The organism is Asanoa ferruginea, assembly GCF_003387075.1.
GTDB classification, from domain to species: domain Bacteria; phylum Actinomycetota; class Actinomycetes; order Mycobacteriales; family Micromonosporaceae; genus Asanoa; species Asanoa ferruginea.
This window is the reverse complement of sequence record NZ_QUMQ01000001.1, coordinates 7060752-7076717: the sequence shown is the minus strand read 5'-3', so window position 1 is coordinate 7076717 and position 15966 is coordinate 7060752. Positions and strand designations below refer to the sequence as shown.

General features: G+C 72.3%; 19 protein-coding genes. 7 read left to right on the top strand and 12 right to left on the bottom strand.

The window, feature by feature from the left end; all coding sequences use genetic code 11:
* The first annotated feature begins 2 nt into the window (after nucleotides 1-2).
* The gene (locus tag DFJ67_RS33070) at nucleotides 3-533 is read left to right on the top strand and encodes a LuxR family transcriptional regulator (RefSeq protein ID WP_116072280.1); all 531 of its coding nucleotides are present in this window, start codon (nucleotides 3-5) and stop codon (nucleotides 531-533) included.
* A gap of 260 nt (nucleotides 534-793) precedes the next feature.
* Here DFJ67_RS33070 and DFJ67_RS33065 read toward each other — a convergent pair whose 3' ends face one another.
* The 10 genes from DFJ67_RS33065 to DFJ67_RS44100 all read right to left on the bottom strand — a co-directional run bounded on the left by DFJ67_RS33065 (nucleotide 794) and on the right by DFJ67_RS44100 (nucleotide 7467).
* Nucleotides 794-1162 (bottom strand): hypothetical protein, encoded by a 369-nt coding sequence (locus DFJ67_RS33065; RefSeq protein WP_116072278.1) that lies wholly within the window; start codon nucleotides 1160-1162, stop codon nucleotides 794-796.
* 132 nt (nucleotides 1163-1294) lie between these two features.
* Nucleotides 1295-2086, bottom strand: coding sequence for a lysophospholipid acyltransferase family protein (locus tag DFJ67_RS33060; RefSeq protein ID WP_116072276.1), 792 nt, complete (start codon nucleotides 2084-2086; stop codon nucleotides 1295-1297).
* 29 nt (nucleotides 2087-2115) lie between these two features.
* Entirely contained in the window at nucleotides 2116-2592 is a 477-nt protein-coding gene (locus DFJ67_RS33055; protein WP_116072274.1) for a pyridoxamine 5'-phosphate oxidase family protein, read from the bottom strand.
* Nucleotide 2593: 1 nt separating this feature from the next.
* Nucleotides 2594-3328 (bottom strand): hypothetical protein, encoded by a 735-nt coding sequence (locus DFJ67_RS33050; RefSeq protein ID WP_116072272.1) that lies wholly within the window; start codon nucleotides 3326-3328, stop codon nucleotides 2594-2596.
* A gap of 94 nt (nucleotides 3329-3422) precedes the next feature.
* Complete coding sequence (locus tag DFJ67_RS33045; protein ID WP_116072270.1) at nucleotides 3423-4259, bottom strand: patatin-like phospholipase family protein; 837 nt, start codon at nucleotides 4257-4259, stop codon at nucleotides 3423-3425.
* 239 nt (nucleotides 4260-4498) lie between these two features.
* Nucleotides 4499-5137, bottom strand: a complete 639-nt coding sequence (locus DFJ67_RS33040; RefSeq protein ID WP_116072268.1) for a hemerythrin domain-containing protein — start codon at nucleotides 5135-5137, stop codon at nucleotides 4499-4501.
* Between the two features lie 15 nt (nucleotides 5138-5152).
* Nucleotides 5153-5503, bottom strand: a complete 351-nt coding sequence (locus DFJ67_RS33035) for a DoxX family protein (RefSeq protein ID WP_116072266.1) — start codon at nucleotides 5501-5503, stop codon at nucleotides 5153-5155.
* Entirely contained in the window at nucleotides 5500-5922 is a 423-nt protein-coding gene (locus DFJ67_RS33030) for an ester cyclase (protein WP_116072264.1), read from the bottom strand. The genes DFJ67_RS33035 and DFJ67_RS33030 overlap by 4 nt, the downstream gene beginning before the upstream one ends.
* Before the next feature lie 43 nt (nucleotides 5923-5965).
* Nucleotides 5966-7126: an RNA polymerase sigma factor gene (locus DFJ67_RS33025; protein WP_170216088.1), complete on the bottom strand. Its 1161-nt coding sequence runs from the start codon at nucleotides 7124-7126 to the stop codon at nucleotides 5966-5968.
* Between the two features lie 2 nt (nucleotides 7127-7128).
* A complete protein-coding gene (locus DFJ67_RS44100; RefSeq protein WP_116072262.1) occupies nucleotides 7129-7467 on the bottom strand; it encodes a YciI family protein in 339 nt (112 codons plus the stop codon).
* A 156-nt stretch (nucleotides 7468-7623) separates the two neighbouring features.
* On the opposite strand from DFJ67_RS44100, the gene DFJ67_RS33015 reads away from it, so the two are divergent.
* On the top strand, nucleotides 7624-8160 hold the full coding sequence (locus DFJ67_RS33015) for a DUF6817 domain-containing protein (protein WP_116072260.1): 537 nt from the start codon (nucleotides 7624-7626) through the stop codon (nucleotides 8158-8160).
* Nucleotides 8161-8479: 319 nt separating this feature from the next.
* On the opposite strand, the gene DFJ67_RS33005 is transcribed toward DFJ67_RS33015, so the two are convergent.
* Nucleotides 8480-8908 carry a GNAT family N-acetyltransferase gene (locus DFJ67_RS33005; RefSeq protein WP_116072258.1) on the bottom strand — a complete coding sequence of 143 codons (429 nt, stop codon included), beginning with the start codon at nucleotides 8906-8908 and terminating at the stop codon, nucleotides 8480-8482.
* Between the two features lie 154 nt (nucleotides 8909-9062).
* Here DFJ67_RS33005 and DFJ67_RS33000 point away from each other — a divergent pair, with 154 nt between their 5' ends.
* Both DFJ67_RS33000 and DFJ67_RS32995 read left to right on the top strand, forming a co-directional pair.
* Entirely contained in the window at nucleotides 9063-9995 is a 933-nt protein-coding gene (locus tag DFJ67_RS33000; protein ID WP_116072256.1) for an NAD-dependent epimerase/dehydratase family protein, read from the top strand.
* Complete coding sequence (locus DFJ67_RS32995; protein ID WP_116072254.1) at nucleotides 9992-10927, top strand: RNA polymerase sigma-70 factor; 936 nt, start codon at nucleotides 9992-9994, stop codon at nucleotides 10925-10927. The genes DFJ67_RS33000 and DFJ67_RS32995 overlap by 4 nt, the downstream gene beginning before the upstream one ends.
* Here DFJ67_RS32995 and DFJ67_RS32990 read toward each other — a convergent pair whose 3' ends face one another.
* The gene (locus tag DFJ67_RS32990; RefSeq protein ID WP_116072252.1) at nucleotides 10928-11719 is read right to left on the bottom strand and encodes an endonuclease/exonuclease/phosphatase family protein; all 792 of its coding nucleotides are present in this window, start codon (nucleotides 11717-11719) and stop codon (nucleotides 10928-10930) included.
* A 178-nt stretch (nucleotides 11720-11897) separates the two neighbouring features.
* Between DFJ67_RS32990 and DFJ67_RS32985 the strand changes: the two genes are divergently transcribed.
* Genes DFJ67_RS32985 through DFJ67_RS32975 form a run of 3 tightly spaced genes read left to right on the top strand, consistent with a single transcriptional unit; the run spans nucleotide 11898 to nucleotide 15965 of the window.
* Nucleotides 11898-13280, top strand: coding sequence for an IucA/IucC family protein (locus tag DFJ67_RS32985; RefSeq protein ID WP_116072250.1), 1383 nt, complete (start codon nucleotides 11898-11900; stop codon nucleotides 13278-13280).
* On the top strand, nucleotides 13277-14839 hold the full coding sequence (locus DFJ67_RS32980; RefSeq protein ID WP_116072248.1) for an IucA/IucC family protein: 1563 nt from the start codon (nucleotides 13277-13279) through the stop codon (nucleotides 14837-14839). Before DFJ67_RS32985 ends, DFJ67_RS32980 begins: the two co-directional genes overlap by 4 nt.
* Nucleotides 14829-15965 carry a type III PLP-dependent enzyme domain-containing protein gene (locus DFJ67_RS32975; RefSeq protein ID WP_116072246.1) on the top strand — a complete coding sequence of 379 codons (1137 nt, stop codon included), beginning with the start codon at nucleotides 14829-14831 and terminating at the stop codon, nucleotides 15963-15965. Before DFJ67_RS32980 ends, DFJ67_RS32975 begins: the two co-directional genes overlap by 11 nt.
* The last annotated feature ends 1 nt before the right edge of the window (nucleotide 15966 follow it).

The following is a 15966-nucleotide window of genomic DNA, read 5'->3' as shown; positions in this document are numbered from 1 at the left end:
CGGTGAGCGACGACCAGCCCCGCTATGTGCTGCCCAGCGCCGGCGACGCGACCGCGGTGCTGCGCCGGTTGTCGCGCTCCGGCTGGGTCACCCGCGAAGGCTTCGCGCTGACCGAGCAGGCGTGGGACCTGACCGGCAACCGGTTGCTGCTGTTCGGCCGGGTACCCGACCGGGAAACCGTCCGGCTCGTCGTCCTGGCCGCGGCCCGTGGCGCCGGCGTCGTGGCGATCACCGACAGCGGCGGCGACATCGGCCGGGCCCTGCTCGCCGACCTGACCCGGTTGGGTCCGGTGCACCGCGACGCGGGCGGCGCGGAGCCCGCCCCGGACGGCGGCAGCCCCGGCGAGCTGATCCCCGAGCAGCGGGCGCTGCTCGACCGTCTCGCCAACGGCGAGACCATCGCCGCGGCCGCGGCGGCCGAGTTCCTGTCGCTGCGCACGGCCAACCGCCGCATCGCGCAGGCCCGCGCCACGCTGGGTGTGCGCACCACCCGCGAGGCCGTCCTGGCCTACCTGAGCCAACGCCACGGCTGACCTGCCCAGCCGCCGCGGTCCTGGCAGGCGCCGCACCGAACCGCGCAGCCGGCCGGATGGCTGCCAGCTGGCGCCCGGGTCTCGCGGTCGCACGTCAACTCCCGCTCGAGCGCGGACCGGAAGCCGGCGCCACGGGTCGCGGTCGCACGTCAGCTCCCGCTCAAGCGTTGACCTGAAGCCGGCGCCGCGCGCTCGCAATGGCACGTCAGCTCCCGCCCGAGCGTGGACCGGAACCCGGCGCCGCGGGTCGCGGTGGCATGTCAGCTCCCGCTCAAGCGCGGACCGGTCGTGGCCTCGTGCCGAGCGGGTCCCGCCACGATCGCCGTGATCTTGCGGAGCAGGGACTCGATCGTCTGCCCGGCCACGAACGCGTCGGCGCGGTCGTCGATCTCGTTGGCCGACTCCCAGTCCCATTGGCCGTGGCCGAGGGACATCACGAACCAGAGGCGGCCGTTGGCGGGGTGGAGGAACAGCGCGCACCGCCAGTGGTCGACCAGCAGGGTCATCGGCTGCGTGGGGCAGGTGACCAGGCAGGCGCAGCCGTTGGTGTTGTAGTCGGGCCGTTGGAAGCCCTGGTGGACCGGGCAGTGGCAGTCACAGAGCCGATCCTGCGGGTGGGTCATCGTCATCGGGCTCTCCGGTTGCGAACGTCGGCGAGGCGCTCAGAGCTGGGCGCACGACCGAGAATGCCGGCCCGCCGCCGGTGACGCGGCCGCGATGAGCCGACCTGTGGATAAGGCGCGCGTTGTGGAAAACCCGGGTCAGGGACGGCGGCGGTAGCGCCGTGAGACGTCTACGGGTCGGGTTGCGTCGATGAAGCGGGGGCCTTCGAGTTCGTCTGGACGGATCGCCGCCAGGGTGGTGGTCAGGCCCTCGATGATGCGTTCCGTCGCGCGCTGCGCCGAACCGGGCACGCCCGGGACCAGGTCGGACAGGTCGATCGGTGCGCCGAAGCGGACCTTGATGATCGGGCGGTGGATCATCGAGCGGGCCGCGCCGCGGACGATGCCCTTGAACGACGTCACGTAGGGCACCACCTCGTGTGAGCCCCACTGCGCGACCGGGACGACCGGGGCGCCGCTGGCGAACGCCAGCCGGGCCGCGCCGGTCTTGCCCCGCTCGGGCCACATCGTCGGGTCCAGGCCGATGCGGCCCTCCGGGTAGACCATCACCACCGAGCCCTCCTTGACCGCGTCGGCGGCGACCTGGAGGGCGTCGCCGACCGTCGCGGTGCGGCGGTCGACGCGGATGTGGCCGGCGGCGCGCATCACCCGGCCGACCACCGGCGCCCGGAACAGGCCGCCGGTCGCCATGATGCGCGGGGCGATCCGCCGGACGCGGGTCGCGGCGGTGAGCACGATTGGGTCGAAGGGGCTGATGTGGTTGGCGGCCAGGATCAGCGGGCCGTGGCGCAGTCCCTCGGGCACGTCGCCGCTGACCCGGACCCGGGCCAGGATCGGCATCAGGAAGCGGGCCAGCCATTGCAGGAACAGCCAGAACCGCGGCGGCCGCCACGTCGTGGCGGGCGCGGTCGGCGTCGGCTCGGCCCTCATCAGCAGATGATCATCCCACACCCGCCGGGTCAGCGTTCGAAGAGCCGCACCGCTTCGCCCGGGCGCCACAGCTGGATGACCATCTTGTCGACCTGCTCGTTGAGGCCCGTGTGGACGACCTCGCGCAGGTCGCAGCGGAACAGGTGCATGCCGGCCGGGTCGCCCTCGCCGACCACCGACTGGAAACGGTCGGGGTCGGTGACCACCTCGACGCGGCCGGAGACCTTCGACTCACCCGGCCACGACGCCGGGTCGTCGCCCGGGTCGACGGTGGCCGAGTGCAGCGCGAAGCGCGGGTCGCGCAGCAGGTCCTGCGCCTTGCGCGCCTGCCACATGCTGCCCAGCCACACGTCGTCGCCGGCGAAGATGGCCTCGATGCCGCTGATCCTGGGTGCGCCGTCGCGGCGGAGGGTGGCCAGCGTCTTGTGCTTGTTGGCGTCGAACGCCGCCCGCACCCGCGCCGCCAGCTCCGGGGCCTCCGCCGCGAAAACCGACCAGGACGCCATCTCAGCCCACGTCGCGCAGCTCGGCCAGGCGGGCCTCGATCTCGGCGAGCTCGGCCCGCAGCTTCTCCGCCTGCGACTCGGCCTCGGCCCGCTCCGACGACATGATCTGCTCGACCGCCTCGTGAACGCCGGGCACGTCGACCAGGGCGACCATCTTCAGTGCCTCGGCCGGCCGGATCACATAGGGCTTGGCCAGCGCCTTCGTGCCCTGCGCGGCCGCCACCGTCCACTCACCGTCGGCGTAGGCCAGCGTCACCGTCAGGCCCGCCGGGCCCTTGGGCTTGGCCGTCTTCGCGGCCCGCTTCACCGGGCGGGGTGCCTCCGTGGACTCCTCCACCGTGGACGTGCTCACCTTGATCTCCTCACGTGGTGCTGGAACAGGGGCGGGGGCCGTGGGCGGAAGCAGGCCCGGACCCGGTGGTGGCTCGGCGACCGGTGCCGGCGCCGCCTTGGCCGCGGCGGTCTTCGCGGGCGAGGCGGCCCGGCCGGCGCCGCGTGGCGCGACGGCCAGGTCGGTGGGGGAGAACGGCAGCTCGTCGCGGCCGAAGCGGACCACCACGAACTCGTCGGAAACGTCTGGATCGGTCAGCTCGATCACCTGGCCGGTCTGCCCCTCGATCTGGCCGGCCGCGGCCGTGAACACCACCTTGGGCTTGCGCCCGGCGGCGAGACCGTCGCGGATCGACGACAGCTCGTCGGTGGACAGACCGCGGACAGCGGTGCGCGCGGCGGCCATCAGGGAACCCCTCTCGTCCGTACACCTGTTTGATTTTGTGCAGGCTTTTCTTACCAGGCGGCTACGACAAAACCGAAACCGGCGCGCCGGACCGTCATGACCAGACCGCCGCGACCCGGGCCGCCTCGGCCGCGGCCTGCGCCCGCCCGGCCCGCGCCGACGGTGCCCGCGCCGCCAGGTCCAGCACGTTTCGGCCGATCGCCCGCCGCGCCGCCGGGTCGGGCGTGACCATCACCACCTGCGCGCCGGCCCGGCGCAGCGACGCGAGCTGCCGGTCGAGCCGATGGTGCCGACCGATCGCCCGGGCGATCGGCGCCAGCAGCACCACCCGGTCACAGCCGACGGCCAGGTCCACGTTGGTCGTCGAGCGGACACCACCGTCGACGTAACGCCGCCCGTCGATCGTCACCGGCGGCCACACACCCGGCACCGCGCAGCTCGCACCGACCGCGTCGATGATGCCGACCCCCGACTCGCGGGTGAACACCGCCGTCTCGCCACTGCCCGCGTCGACCGCCACGATCCGCAGGTCACGCTCCGGCCACTCGCTGGCCGGCAACCGCGCCGCGATCACCTCACGCCGGCGCGCCTCCGGCATCGTCGGGGCCCGCAACGCCATCGCACCGACGCGCGCGGCGGCCCGCACCGGATCGCGCGAGCGCGCCGACGCCCACACCCACTGCGCGATCGAGTTCCAGCCGAGCTTGGCGGTCGTGTCCGCCTCCGGCGGCAGGAGCTGACTGGCATAAAGATCTTCCACGGGTACGCCGGCCGCGATGCCCGTGCCCACGAACGAACCTGCCGACGTGCCGATCAGCACATCGGCGCTGACCAGGTCGATGCCGGCTTCGGCGAGGCCAGCCAGCATCCCGAACTCCCACGCGATCCCGGTGACGCCGCCACCGCCACAGACCAGCGCCCTACCGCCCATGCGCACCTCCGCTGAAAGTGCCACACAGGCTACGGCCTAGATGGCCGTGAAGACGACCGCCAATTCGCGCGGCGGCCGGCTCGCGAAATTTTTGGAAACTGCCGCCGTGTGTCGGTGAACCCTTGGCCGCCCACCCGGTACCCATTCCCGTGACACTCAGAACCTGGATGCGCCTGGCCGTGCTCGCCTGGCTCTTTGTTCGATGGCGGGCCGGCCCCCACCAACCGGCCCGACACCGTTCATTCCGCGCTGCCGGCACTCCATCGATCCATGGCTGCGTAGGCGGGTTCCCACTGGCTCTTGTATGCCAGCCGTGCCGGCTCGGGCAGTGGGGCGAGCATCTTCGCGACGACCTGCTCGTCCGCGCCGTCCAGCAGCCAGGGCAGGATCTGAGCGGCGTCCGCGCCGACCAGCCTTCCGTTGACCTGGCCGAAGTGCAGCCACTGCTGCTCGGTGACGATCTCCTGCATCAACGGCAGCGCCTCGGTCTCCTCGTGTTTCAGATGCCCGCTCAGCCCTGCGGCGAGGGCGTCGGTGAGCCCGCCGAGCCGCTCCGGCCCGGCCTCCGGGTCGACCAGCGCGGCGTCGATCGCGTCCAGGAGCGGGTCGATGGCGTCGTGCTCGGCCTCCATCGCGTCCAGCAGCGCCAGGTCGTCGGGGCGGTTGGCGGCGGTCGTGCGCATCTGCGGCCACAGCGCCTCGTCCTCGGCGGTGTGGTGCAGGTGCAGGGCCTTCTTGAACAACGCCCAGCCGGCGGCGTTGCGCAGGACCCGCCGCGGGTCGTCGTCGGCCCGGGCCGTGGCGCGGGCGATCAGTTCCAGGTCGCGGCGCAGCGCGGCGTGTGCGGCATACATGGCGGTCATGTCGAGCTTGCTCATGGGTTTCTCCTCAGATCACGAGCCGTAGGGGCCGAAGCGTCCCCAGGCGACAAACACGGTCAGCGCGAGCAGCACGGCGGTGACGCCCACGCCGGCCGGTTCGCGACGCCGGACGTGCACGGCGGCCGCCAGCGCCATCAGCACTGCCAGGCCGGTCGCGGCCAGGGGTGCCAGCACCGGCACGACGAGGCCGATCCCGCCGGCCACCTCCGGCACGCCGATGAACCGCACGGTGGGTGCGGAGAAGTCGTCCACCCACGCATACCGGCCGGCGAGCTGCTCTTTCGACTGCACGAGCTTCGACAGGCCGGACGCGACGAACATCGCCGCGAGGAGGGCCTGCACCACCCACAGGACGACGTTCACCCGGCGAAAACGCCGAGTTGGCGCAGTTGGGCCAGCACGTCGACGACGCCCCAGATCTCGACGATCCGGCCGTCAGCGAAGCGCACGATGAAGATCTCGTCGTATTCGACGTGTCGGCCGGTCGCCGGGATGCCGCGATACTCGCCCTGGTGGGTGCCGGTGACCGTCTGCCGATACACGACCTTGTCGCCCTCGACGATGACGTCCTCCGTGCTGACGTGCACGTCCGGGAAGGCGCGCAGCAGCACCGTCCACACCCGCTTCATCGCCTCCTGGCCGCCCACGCCCATGGGCACCGGCGCGTGGAAGATCACGTCGGGGTCGACGACCTCGTCGATCGTCTTCGCGTTCAGGTCGAAGTCGCGGCTGTTGACGGCGTTGTGGAAGCGGCTATACACCGCTGTGTTCTGTTCACTCATACCCAGGCGACGAGCCGGGGCGTGCCGAGGGGACAGGCCCGGGTCAGAGATCTTCGAGGCGCCGGGTCAGGAACCGCCGCTCGGGGGTCGAGGCCGCCAGTTCCAGGGCGCGGCGATACGCGGCCCGCGCCTCGCCGGGTCGGTCGAGCCGGCGCAGAAACTCCCCGCGGGTCGAGTGGAAGTAGAGATAGCCGTCCAGGTCGAGAGCGTCGACGGCGCGCAGCGCCGCGGCCGGGTCGCCGGCCTGCGCGACCGCGACCGCCCGGTTGAGCTCGACCACGGGGGAGCCGGTGAGCGCGACCAGCCGCCCATACATGTCAGCGACCCGCGGCCAGTCGATCCGCTCCCGGGTCTGCAGCGACGCGATCATGGCCTGCACCACGTAGGGGCCGCGGCCGCCGAGGGTGATCGCCCGGTCCAGCACCGCCCGGCCCGCCTCGATCTGCTCGGTGTCCCACAGCGTGCGGTCCTGGTCCTCCAGCAGCACCAGGTCGTCGCCGGCGAAGCGGGCCCGCCGACGGGCGTGGTGGATCATCATCAGCGCCAGCAGCCCGTGCGCCTCGGGCTCGTCGGGCATCAGCGCGGCCAGCACCCGGCCCAGGCTGATCGCCTCAGCGCCGAGGTCGACCCGGCCCCGATAGCCCTCGTTGTAGATCAGGTAGAGCACGGCGAGCACCGCGTCGAGGCGCTCCGGCAGCAGGTGCGCGCCCGGCACCGCGAACGGGATCCCGGTCGTCTTGATCTTCGTCTTGGCGCGGGTCAGGCGCCTTTTCATCGTCTCCTCGGAGACCAGGAACGCTCGCGCGATCTCGGCGGTCTCCAACCCACCCAGGGCCCGCAGCGTCAGTGCCACCTGGCCCTCCAGCGGCAGGGCCGGGTGGCAGCAGGTGAAGATCAGCTCCAGCCGCTCGTCCTTGAACACGGTGTCGTCGACCTCCTCCGTGGTGGTGGCCTCGGGCACCGGCAGCAGCCGGATCTTCTCGGCCAGGGTGCGGTCCCGGCGGATCCGGTCGATCGCCCGGTTGCGGCCCGTCGTCACCAACCACGCACCCGGATTGTCCGGCATCCCCGACGCGGGCCACCGCTGTGCCGCGATCGCGAATGCCTCCTGCGCGGCGTCCTCGGCCCGGTCGAAGTCGCCCAGATACCCGACCAGGGAGGCCAGCACCCGGCCCCACTCGTCTCGGAAGACCTGCTCCAGCACGGTCAGCGCCGCACCACCGGGCGGACCTCGACCACACCACCCATGCGGGCGGCGGGGACCCGAGCGGCCATCTCGAGCGCCTCGTCGAGGTTGTCCGCCTCGATCAGGCAGATGCCGCCCAGCACCTCCTTGGTGTCGGCGAACGGGCCGTCGGTCATCAGCATCTTCCCGCCGACCACCCGGACGCTCGTCGCGTTCTCCACGGACTCGAGCTGTGCCGCCTGGACGCAGCGGGGGTCGTCCTCGATCGTCTCGTACTCGGCGATCAACGCCACGCGTTCGGCGTCGGACAGGGCCTCGCCATAGCCGCGCTCCGCGTAGATCATCAGGGCGTACTGCATCGCTTACCTCCGGGATCGGCGGGCTCTCACCAGCACGACGAACGAGCAGGGCCGCGGGGGACAGTCCCCTCCGCACCATTTCAACGCGGTCCGGGCCCGCACCACCAGTTGATCATGCCGTGGGGCAGGGGAGGGGTCTCATTACAGTTGATACGCATGGGGAACGAGGGAGACGTGCGGGCGTGGCTGCGGGAGCGCGGCGCGCAGGCGATTCCGCATCCCGGCGGCACGTTGTACGCGCATCTGTCGCGGGTGTGCGAGCGGCTCGGCGCGCTCGGTGTCGACGCGGACGTGCGGGTGGCCGGTCTCGCGCACGCCGCCTACGGGACCGACGGGTTCGACGTGGTCCTGCTGGATGCCGCCGACCGTGCGCCGCTGCGGGAGTTGGTCGGTGCTCGCGCCGAGGAGCTCATCTACCTCTACGGGGGCTGTGATCGGGGCCGCACGTGGAAGCGGCTGGCGCAGACCCGGGAGGTGTGGAGCCGGTTCACGGGTGAGTGCGCCGCGCCCGATGAGGCGACGGTGCGAGGGTTCATCGACCTGAGCATCGTCAACGAGCTTGACGTCGTCGAGCAGGATCCGACGATCGGGGATCGCTTCGGCGACTACTTCCGGGCCGTGTTCCACTCGTGGGAGGGGATCGCGTCCACATCGGTCAGTGAGGAAGCACGTCGGGTGCTGGCGACCGCGTGACGGCTCGACGCTGCCAGCTACCGACAGTTGCGGGAGAAGCACGCTGGCGACGGCGAAGCGGTGCGCGCCGAGGTGCTGAGCAAGGGCGCGGCCATCGGCCGTTGTTCCACGACCGCCGGGCGCCGCGCCGCCGGGCGGGCGGGCGCTCCAGCAGCCGGCCCAACCCGGCGCGGTCTGCTCCGATCCGGCCGAGGCGATTGGGCCCCGCAGGTCCGCTGTGTATCTGCCCAGCAGTTCGGGGCCGTCCGGACATCGTGGGCTGGAGCCGCCGCCCGTGGCGGGCCCGGCGCGCCACGGGAGCATGTCCACAAGGTCCGATTCAGGATGGTCGCGCCACATAACCCGTTTTAGCGTCGGCCGAGAACCCGCACGCGCGGTAGAACCCGTGTGTCGCCGGATCCCGCGACCCGGTCATCAGCATCACCTTGTAGCAGCCGGCGTCCCAGGCGGCCCGCAACGTCCCGGCCATGATCTGGCGGCCCAGGCCGGTGCCACGGTGGGCGGCGTCGACGACGACGTTCTCGATCACGGCGTAGGGCGACGCGGAACGGGTGAGGTTCGGGATCACGTTCAGGTAGGTCGTCGCGACGACCGCGCCGGACATGTCGAGGACGAACAGGTGCAGCGCTGGCGACGCCAGGATCGTCTGGAACACCGACGAGCCGCCGACCGGTGGATCCGAAGGGTGCAACTGCCGGTAGAGGGCCATGATCGGTGCGAAGTCGTCGGGGCCGGCCACACGGAACATGTCAGGACACCCCGCCGATTACCGGTTGTTCGATAATGTACATTATGTAAACCTGTGGGTGTCGGGCACGGGAAACAGCTTCCCCCATGTCACAGCCGCGCGGGCCGTCTCGTCTCGAGTTTCAGATGGGCAGGCTCAAGGAAGGTGACAGATCATGCGAGTTTTCGTGGCGGGCGGCGCCGGGGTCCTCGGACAGCGGCTCGTGCCCCAGCTCGTGGCGCGCGGCCATCAGGTGACGGCGACCACCACCAACGCGGCCAAGGTCGGCGCGATCGAACGGCTGGGTGCTGACGGGGTCGTGATGGACGCGCTCGACGCCGCCGCCGTCGGTGAAGCGGTCGCCAAGGCCCAACCCGACGCGATCGTGCACCAGATGACCGGGCTGAGCCGCACTCACGGGGGCAAGCCCGACCTGAAGCACTTCGACCGCTGGTCGCGGCCGACGATCCGCCTTCGCACCGAGGGCACCGACCACCTGCTCGCCGCGGCCCAGGCGACCGGCGTGCCGCACTTCGTCGCGCAGGGGTACGCCAACTGGAACGGGCAGCGCTCCGGCGGCTGGGTCAAGACCGAGCAGGATCCGCTGGAGTTGCATGAGGGCACGGCCGCGTACACCGGGATGATGGCCTTGAAGCACGTCGAAGACGTGGTGGTCGGCGCCGGCGGTGCGGTGATGCGCTACGGCGGGCTCTACGGGCCCGGCGCCACCGACGACCAGGTCGAGCTGATCCGCAAGCGGCAGTTCCCGCTCGTCGGCCAGGGCACCGGGTACGCGTCGTGGATCCACCTCGACGACGCCGCCAGCGCCACCGTCCTCGCGCTCGAGCAGCACGCCACCGGGGTGTTCAACATCGTCGACGACGAGCCGGCCCCGGCGAACCAGTGGCTGCCCTACCTGGCCGAGTGCGCGGGCGCCAAACCGCCGATGCGGATCCCGGTCTGGTTGGCCCGCCTGCTCGCCGGTGAGGTCGTGGTGCGGATGATGACCGAGGGCCGGGCCTTCTCCAACGCCAAGGCCAAGCGCGAGCTCGGCTGGGAACCGCGCTACCCGTCGTGGCGGCTGGGGTTCAAAGAGGAGCTGACGTGACCACCCGCACCGACGAGTTCGAAGAGCTGCGGCCGCTGCTGTTCTCGATCGCCTACCGGATCCTGGGCAGCGTCACCGAGGCCGAAGACGCCGTCCAGGAGTCCTGGCTGCGCTACCAGGCCTACCCCGGCGAGCCCGCCGAGCCCAAGGCGTTCCTGTCGGCCGTGGTCACCCGGATCTCGATCGACGTGCTGCGGTCGGCGCGGGTGCGGCGGGAGGCGTACGTCGGCCGGTGGTTCCCGGAGCCGCTGCTGACCGACCCCTACCAGGACCCGGAGCGCTCGGCCGAGCTCGCTGACTCGCTGTCGACGGCGGCTCTGCTGCTGCTGGAGCGGCTCAGCCCGCTCGAACGAGCCGTTTTCGTGCTCCGTGACGTGTTCGCCTTCGACTTCCCGGAGATCGCGGCCGCCGTGGAGCGGTCGGAGGCGGCATGCCGGCAGCTCGCCGTCCGGGCGCGCCGGCACATGGACGAGGGCCGGCCCCGGTTCGCCGCCGACCGCGCGGAGCGGGAACACCTCGCCGAACGGTTCTTCGACGCCTTCCGGGAAGGTGACGTCGACGGGCTGCGGGACCTGCTCGCCGCCGACGCGCAACTGGTCGGCGACAGCGGCGGCAAGGCACCCCTGTGGGGCAACGGCATCTTCGGCGCGGCGAACGTCGCGCGGGCACTGACCTCTCTGAGCGAGCCGTTCACCCGCATCGGCGGGGTGTTCGAGCCGCACGAGGTCAACGGGCAGCCGGGCGCGATCTTCCGGGACCGCGACGGGAAGGTCGTCAACACCTGGACGCTCGACATCGCCGACGGGCGGATCCAGACGATCCGTGCGGTGCTCAACCCCGACAAGCTCGGCCACGTCGGCCCGGTCGCCGACGCGTGGGCGGTCATCAGGGAGACGAACCGGGCCCGGACCGCTCCCCCGCTCCCCTCATGATCACTGCAGGGGGAGGTCGATGACCAACGGTCGGTGGTCGGAGACCGCCACCGCCGGCGTCGACGCGGTCGCGTCCCACGGCCGCCGACCCCAGCCGCGCGGGTCGGCGAGCACGTGGTCGAGTTGCACCCGCGGCGCCGACGACGGGAACGTCGCCAGCCGGCCCAGCGGCCGCCACCCCGAGCCGACCGAGGCGGGGCCGGCGGGCAGGTTGAGGTCGCCGAGCAGCAGCCGGGGCGCCGGCATGCTGCGCATGACGCGGACCACGCGGCGGAGCTGCCACAGGTTCCAGCCGGGCACGAACGACAGGTGGGTGGCGCCGACCGTGAGCAGGCCCATCGGGGTTTCCACCACGGCCACGAGCAGCACCCGCGGCTCGTCGCGCAGCAGCATCGGCCTCCCGCGGCCGCCGGGGCCCAGCGCGTAGATCGGGCCGGGCACCGGTGACGGGGACAGCCGCACCGTCCGCCACGACCGCACGGGATAGCGGCTGACCAGGCCGATGCCGTAGTTGGGCTGATCAGCGCCGTCGTCGTCGAACGCCAGCGGCCGGTAGCTCTCCCCCGGCGTGCCGACCACGGCCGCCACGAACCGGTGCGCGACCGCGCCGGTCGCCTCGGCGGCGAGTGTGGTCAGGTCGAGCGAGCCGGAGCGCGGCTGGAGCCGGTCGACCTCCTGGAGGGCGAGCAGGTCGGCGTCGATGGTCGCCACGGACTCGACGAACCGCTTCTGGTCGACGATCCCGTCGTCGATGGACCGGCCGTGTAGGACGTTGAAGGTCGCCAACCGCACCTATGCACCCTACGGGGAATGTGACAGGGTGGCCGCGTGATCTTCAAGCTGTTCGTCTGCCTGGCGCTGGCGTTCATCCTGATCGGGATGGCCGGCCTCTACGTGCGGCGCTCGCGCGACCGCTGACGGTCCGGGGTGGACGACCATAGGTAAGGATGCCCTTAGTAGGCTCTCCGGTGTGAGCAGCGCGAAGGCGGAGCCCGACCCGTCGAGCACCTCGCGATGGCTCGCCCGCCACCGCCCCGATCTGCATGCCGCCTACCTGCGGGAACTGCCCGGCGCGCGCGACGAGATCCAGCGCCGGCTCGCCGACGCCATCAACCGCGAACACATCATCGGGTACGCGACCTCCGCCCGGTTCGCCGCCGAGCTCGAGAACAGCGTCGCCAACCTCGCCCTGGCCCGCGCCAACCAGCCCGCCCCCGACGGCGGCCCGCCGGCCCTGACCCGCCCGGTGCCGCCCAACTGGGAGCAACTCGTCGTCGACGGGCACCCGCTGCACCCGGGCTGCCGCACCCGGACGGGCCTGACCACCGCTGACGTCCTGGCCTACGCCCCCGAGCACCACACGACCGTCGACCTCGTCCAGGTGGAGGTGCCGGCCGACCGCTGGCACACCACCGGCGCCGGCCTGCCCCCGCTGCTGCACCTGCACCCCTGGCAGGCCGCCCGCGTGCTGCCCGAGCACCCGGAGCTGCGCCCGGTCGGCACCCGCAGCGCCCGGCCACTGATGTCGCTGCGCACCCTCGCCCCGCTCGACGACCCGAGCCTGCACCTCAAGACCGCCGTCGACGTGCAGATGACCAGCGCCGTGCGCACCGTCTCCCCGGCCGCCCTCACCAACGGCCCGACCCTCACCGCGTTCCTGGCAAGCCTTCAAAGCCCGCTGACCGTGCTACGCGAACTCGCCGGCGGCGCCGTGCGCACCGAGGACGGCCAGCCCGACCGCCGCCTGGCCGTCATCCACCGCCAGGCCCCACCGGCACACGCGATCCCGGTGGCGGCCCTGTCCGCGCCCTCACCGGCCGACGGCGCGCCGCTCGCGTGCGAAGCGATCAAAAGCGGCTACGGCGGCGACCCACGAGAGTTCCTGACCGACCTCACGAACGTCCTGGTCACCGGACCAAACCAACTCCTCGACCTCGGCATCGGCCTCGAAGCACACGGCCAGAACACCCTGGTCACCCTCGCCGGTGGACGCCCCGACCGGCTCTACTACCGCGACGTCGGCGGCATCCGCGTCGACCCCGCCGTGCTGCGCCGCAAGGGCATCGCACCGCCACCGCTGCACGGCGACCTCACCTCCGCCGACCCCGACGAGCCGGAGACCACCCTGCACGCCGCCCTCACGGTCGTCCTCGGCCAACTCGTCACCACCCTGGCCGGCGCGACCGGCACCCCGCCCGCGGAGCTGTGGGCCGCCTGCGCCCGCACCGCCGGCGACCGGCTCACCCGACGCGACACCCTCCCGATCAAGGCGACCACCACCATGCGCCTCGCCGCCGACCCGCTCGAACCCCGCTGGGCCTACATCCCGAACCCGCTGACGGACCGCCAGTGAGCCTCGACAACGCCGCCCGGCACACCGCCGAGAACCTCAACCGCGTCGCACCCACCCTCGTCGCACCGTTCCGGGCCGCCCTGCCGCGCGCCGCCGCCACCGTCGCCCGTCGCCTCGCCGGCGCCCTCTACCGGGAGGACATCGGCGACGCCCGGGAACGGTTCGCCGGCATCGGCCGCCGCCACGGCTTCGACCGCATCGAGATCGACAAGCTCGGCGACGAACCGCTCACCGACCTGCTGCCACCCGGCGCCCACGGGCTCGCCGAGGAGCTGACGAACGCCACGGTCAACCTCGCCCTCGCGTACGCCCGCCCGAAACCGGACAGCCCCGGCCCGGATCCCGACGCCCGCGCCCTGGAATACGAGCGCGTCGCGATCGACGGGCACAACCTGCACCCGTGCGGCCGCACCCGGCTCGGCTGGGACACCGCCGACACGCTGCGCCACGACGTCGAGGCGGGCACCACCACGATCGTGTTCGTCCGGGCGCACCCCGACCTGCTGATCGGCGACGACCTCGGCGCGACCCTCGCCGACCTCTACCCGCAGGCGGGACGCGGCATCCCGGTCCATCAGTGGCAGCGCGACACCGTCCTGCGGCACCGCTACGCCGACCTCTACGCGTCCGGCGCGCTCAAAGACGTCGACGGGTCCATCGAGGCCGCACCCACCGCCGCGGTCCGCACGCTGCTCCTGCCGCCGGATCACGACGGCCACCGCCGCTACCTCAAACTGTCCCTCGACATCCAGGTCACCAGCACCCGGCGCAGTATCTCCACCGCCAGCACCCGCAACGGGCCGGCCATCTCCGCCCTGCTGCACCGCCTCCTGGAAGACGACCCCACCGTCATCCTGCTCGCCGAGACCGCCGGCACCGCCCTGGCCGCCGGCACCGGACGCGACGGCTCCGCGATCCTGCGCGACGGCCTCGACAGCCACCTCGCACCCGGCGAGACCGCCATCCCCGGCGGCGGCCTCACCGCCGGCGACACCCTCGACCACCTGGTCGGACCCGGAGCGGGGACAGCTCTCCGCTTCGTCGCCGACTACGCCCGGCTGCTGCTGCCACCCGTCGTCGGCCTCGCCGCCCGGCACGGCATCGCCCTCGAGGCCCACCTCCAGAACTGCCTGCCCACCTTCGTCGACGGCCGACCACACCGGATCGCGTTCCGCGACTTCGCCGGCCTGCGCCTCTACCTGCCCAGGCTGGCCGACCCGCCACCGCTGTGGCCCGGCTCCGTCGTCGCCACCGACGACGTCGACGTGATGCGCGCCAAGCTCGGCTACACCGCCCTCCAGGCCCACCTCGGCGAGCTCATCGTGCGGCTCACCCGCTCACACGACCTCGACGAGGACCGCGCCTGGCGGGCCGTCCGCGACGCCCTCGACGAGGCCTACGAGCCGCTGCGCGCCGACCCCGCCAGCGCCGAGGCGGCGAAGGCTGACCACGCCGCCCTAACCGCCCGGATGGTCCCGCACAAGGCCCTCGTCCGGATGCGGCTGGCCGGCGCCGGCGACCGCTACGTACCCGTGCACAATCCGCTCCATGGTCCCTGAGCCGGTCAGAGCCGCACTGAGCCAAGCGCAGCGGCCCGTCTGCGCCTACGTCTACGACCCGCGCGTCGCCGTGGACCGGATCACCGCCATCCGCGCCGCCCTCCCGGCAGGAACGCGAGTCCTCTACGCCGTCAAAGCCAACGGCAACCCCAACCTGCTGCGCGCCATCGCCGCGCACGCCGACGGCCTCGAGGTCGCCTCAGGGGGTGAACTCGCCCTGGCGCTCGCCGCCAACGCGAAAGAGATCGCCTTCGCCGGCCCCGCCAAGACCGACGCCGAACTCGATGCCGCCGTCGACGCCCAAGCGATGATCCACGTGGAGAGCGCCCACGAGGCCCGCCGCCTCCTCCACCTGGCCGCCGGCCGCCCCGTCCGGGCCGCGCTGAGGGTCAACCGCACCGCCGAGACACCCAGCGGCTCCCACCGGATGACCGGCACGCCGACCCCGTTCGGGATAGGCGAAGACGACCTCGACACGGTGCCCCGCGAGCTGAACCCCACCGGCTTCCACCTGCACGCCGTCTCCAACAACCTCGACGCCGCCGCACACGCCCGGTTCATCGACGACGCCGTCGCCTGGTCCGTCACCAACGCCGAGCGCCTGGGCATCCCGCTGCGCTACGTCAACGCCGGCGGCGGCTTCGGCATCGACTACACCGGCGACGCCCACTTCGACCTCGACCAGCTCCACATCAGGAAACCCCCAAACGGGGTGACCCTCACCGTCGAACCCGGCCGCTTTATCGCCGCCGACGCCGGCTGGTACGCCACCGAAGTGATCGACCTCAAACGCAACCACGGCCGCTGGTTCGCCGTCCTGCGCGGCGGCACCCACCACTTCCGGCTACCCGCCGCCTGGGGCTACAGCCACCCGTTCACCGTGCTGCCGGTCGAGCACTGGCCCCACCCGTACACCCGTCCGGAGGTTTCCGATGTTCCGGTCGACGCCACCGGCGAGCTGTGCACCCCCCGTGACGTGCTCACCCGCGGCCAGCATGTCGAGCGCCTGCGGGTCGGCGACGTGCTCGTCTTCGCCCGGACCGGCGCCTACGGGTGGGACATCTCGCACCACGAGTTCCTGCGCCACCCGCACCCGGAGGTGTTGACCGTCGGAGGCGTGGGTTAGC

Coding starts and splice junctions, on each gene's coding strand:
- DFJ67_RS33065 (WP_116072278.1), bottom strand. CDS start 1,162: ATGACGATGACCCACCCGCAGGATCGGCTCTGTGACTGCCACTGCCCG.
- DFJ67_RS33060 (WP_116072276.1), bottom strand. CDS start 2,086: ATGAGGGCCGAGCCGACGCCGACCGCGCCCGCCACGACGTGGCGGCCG.
- DFJ67_RS33055 (WP_116072274.1), bottom strand. CDS start 2,592: ATGGCGTCCTGGTCGGTTTTCGCGGCGGAGGCCCCGGAGCTGGCGGCG.
- DFJ67_RS33050 (WP_116072272.1), bottom strand. CDS start 3,328: ATGGCCGCCGCGCGCACCGCTGTCCGCGGTCTGTCCACCGACGAGCTG.
- DFJ67_RS33045 (WP_116072270.1), bottom strand. CDS start 4,259: ATGGGCGGTAGGGCGCTGGTCTGTGGCGGTGGCGGCGTCACCGGGATC.
- DFJ67_RS33040 (WP_116072268.1), bottom strand. CDS start 5,137: ATGAGCAAGCTCGACATGACCGCCATGTATGCCGCACACGCCGCGCTG.
- DFJ67_RS33030 (WP_116072264.1), bottom strand. CDS start 5,922: ATGAGTGAACAGAACACAGCGGTGTATAGCCGCTTCCACAACGCCGTC.
- DFJ67_RS44100 (WP_116072262.1), bottom strand. CDS start 7,467: ATGCAGTACGCCCTGATGATCTACGCGGAGCGCGGCTATGGCGAGGCC.
- DFJ67_RS33015 (WP_116072260.1), top strand. CDS start 7,624: ATGGGGAACGAGGGAGACGTGCGGGCGTGGCTGCGGGAGCGCGGCGCG.
- DFJ67_RS33005 (WP_116072258.1), bottom strand. CDS start 8,908: ATGTTCCGTGTGGCCGGCCCCGACGACTTCGCACCGATCATGGCCCTC.
- DFJ67_RS33000 (WP_116072256.1), top strand. CDS start 9,063: ATGCGAGTTTTCGTGGCGGGCGGCGCCGGGGTCCTCGGACAGCGGCTC.
- DFJ67_RS32975 (WP_116072246.1), top strand. CDS start 14,829: ATGGTCCCTGAGCCGGTCAGAGCCGCACTGAGCCAAGCGCAGCGGCCC.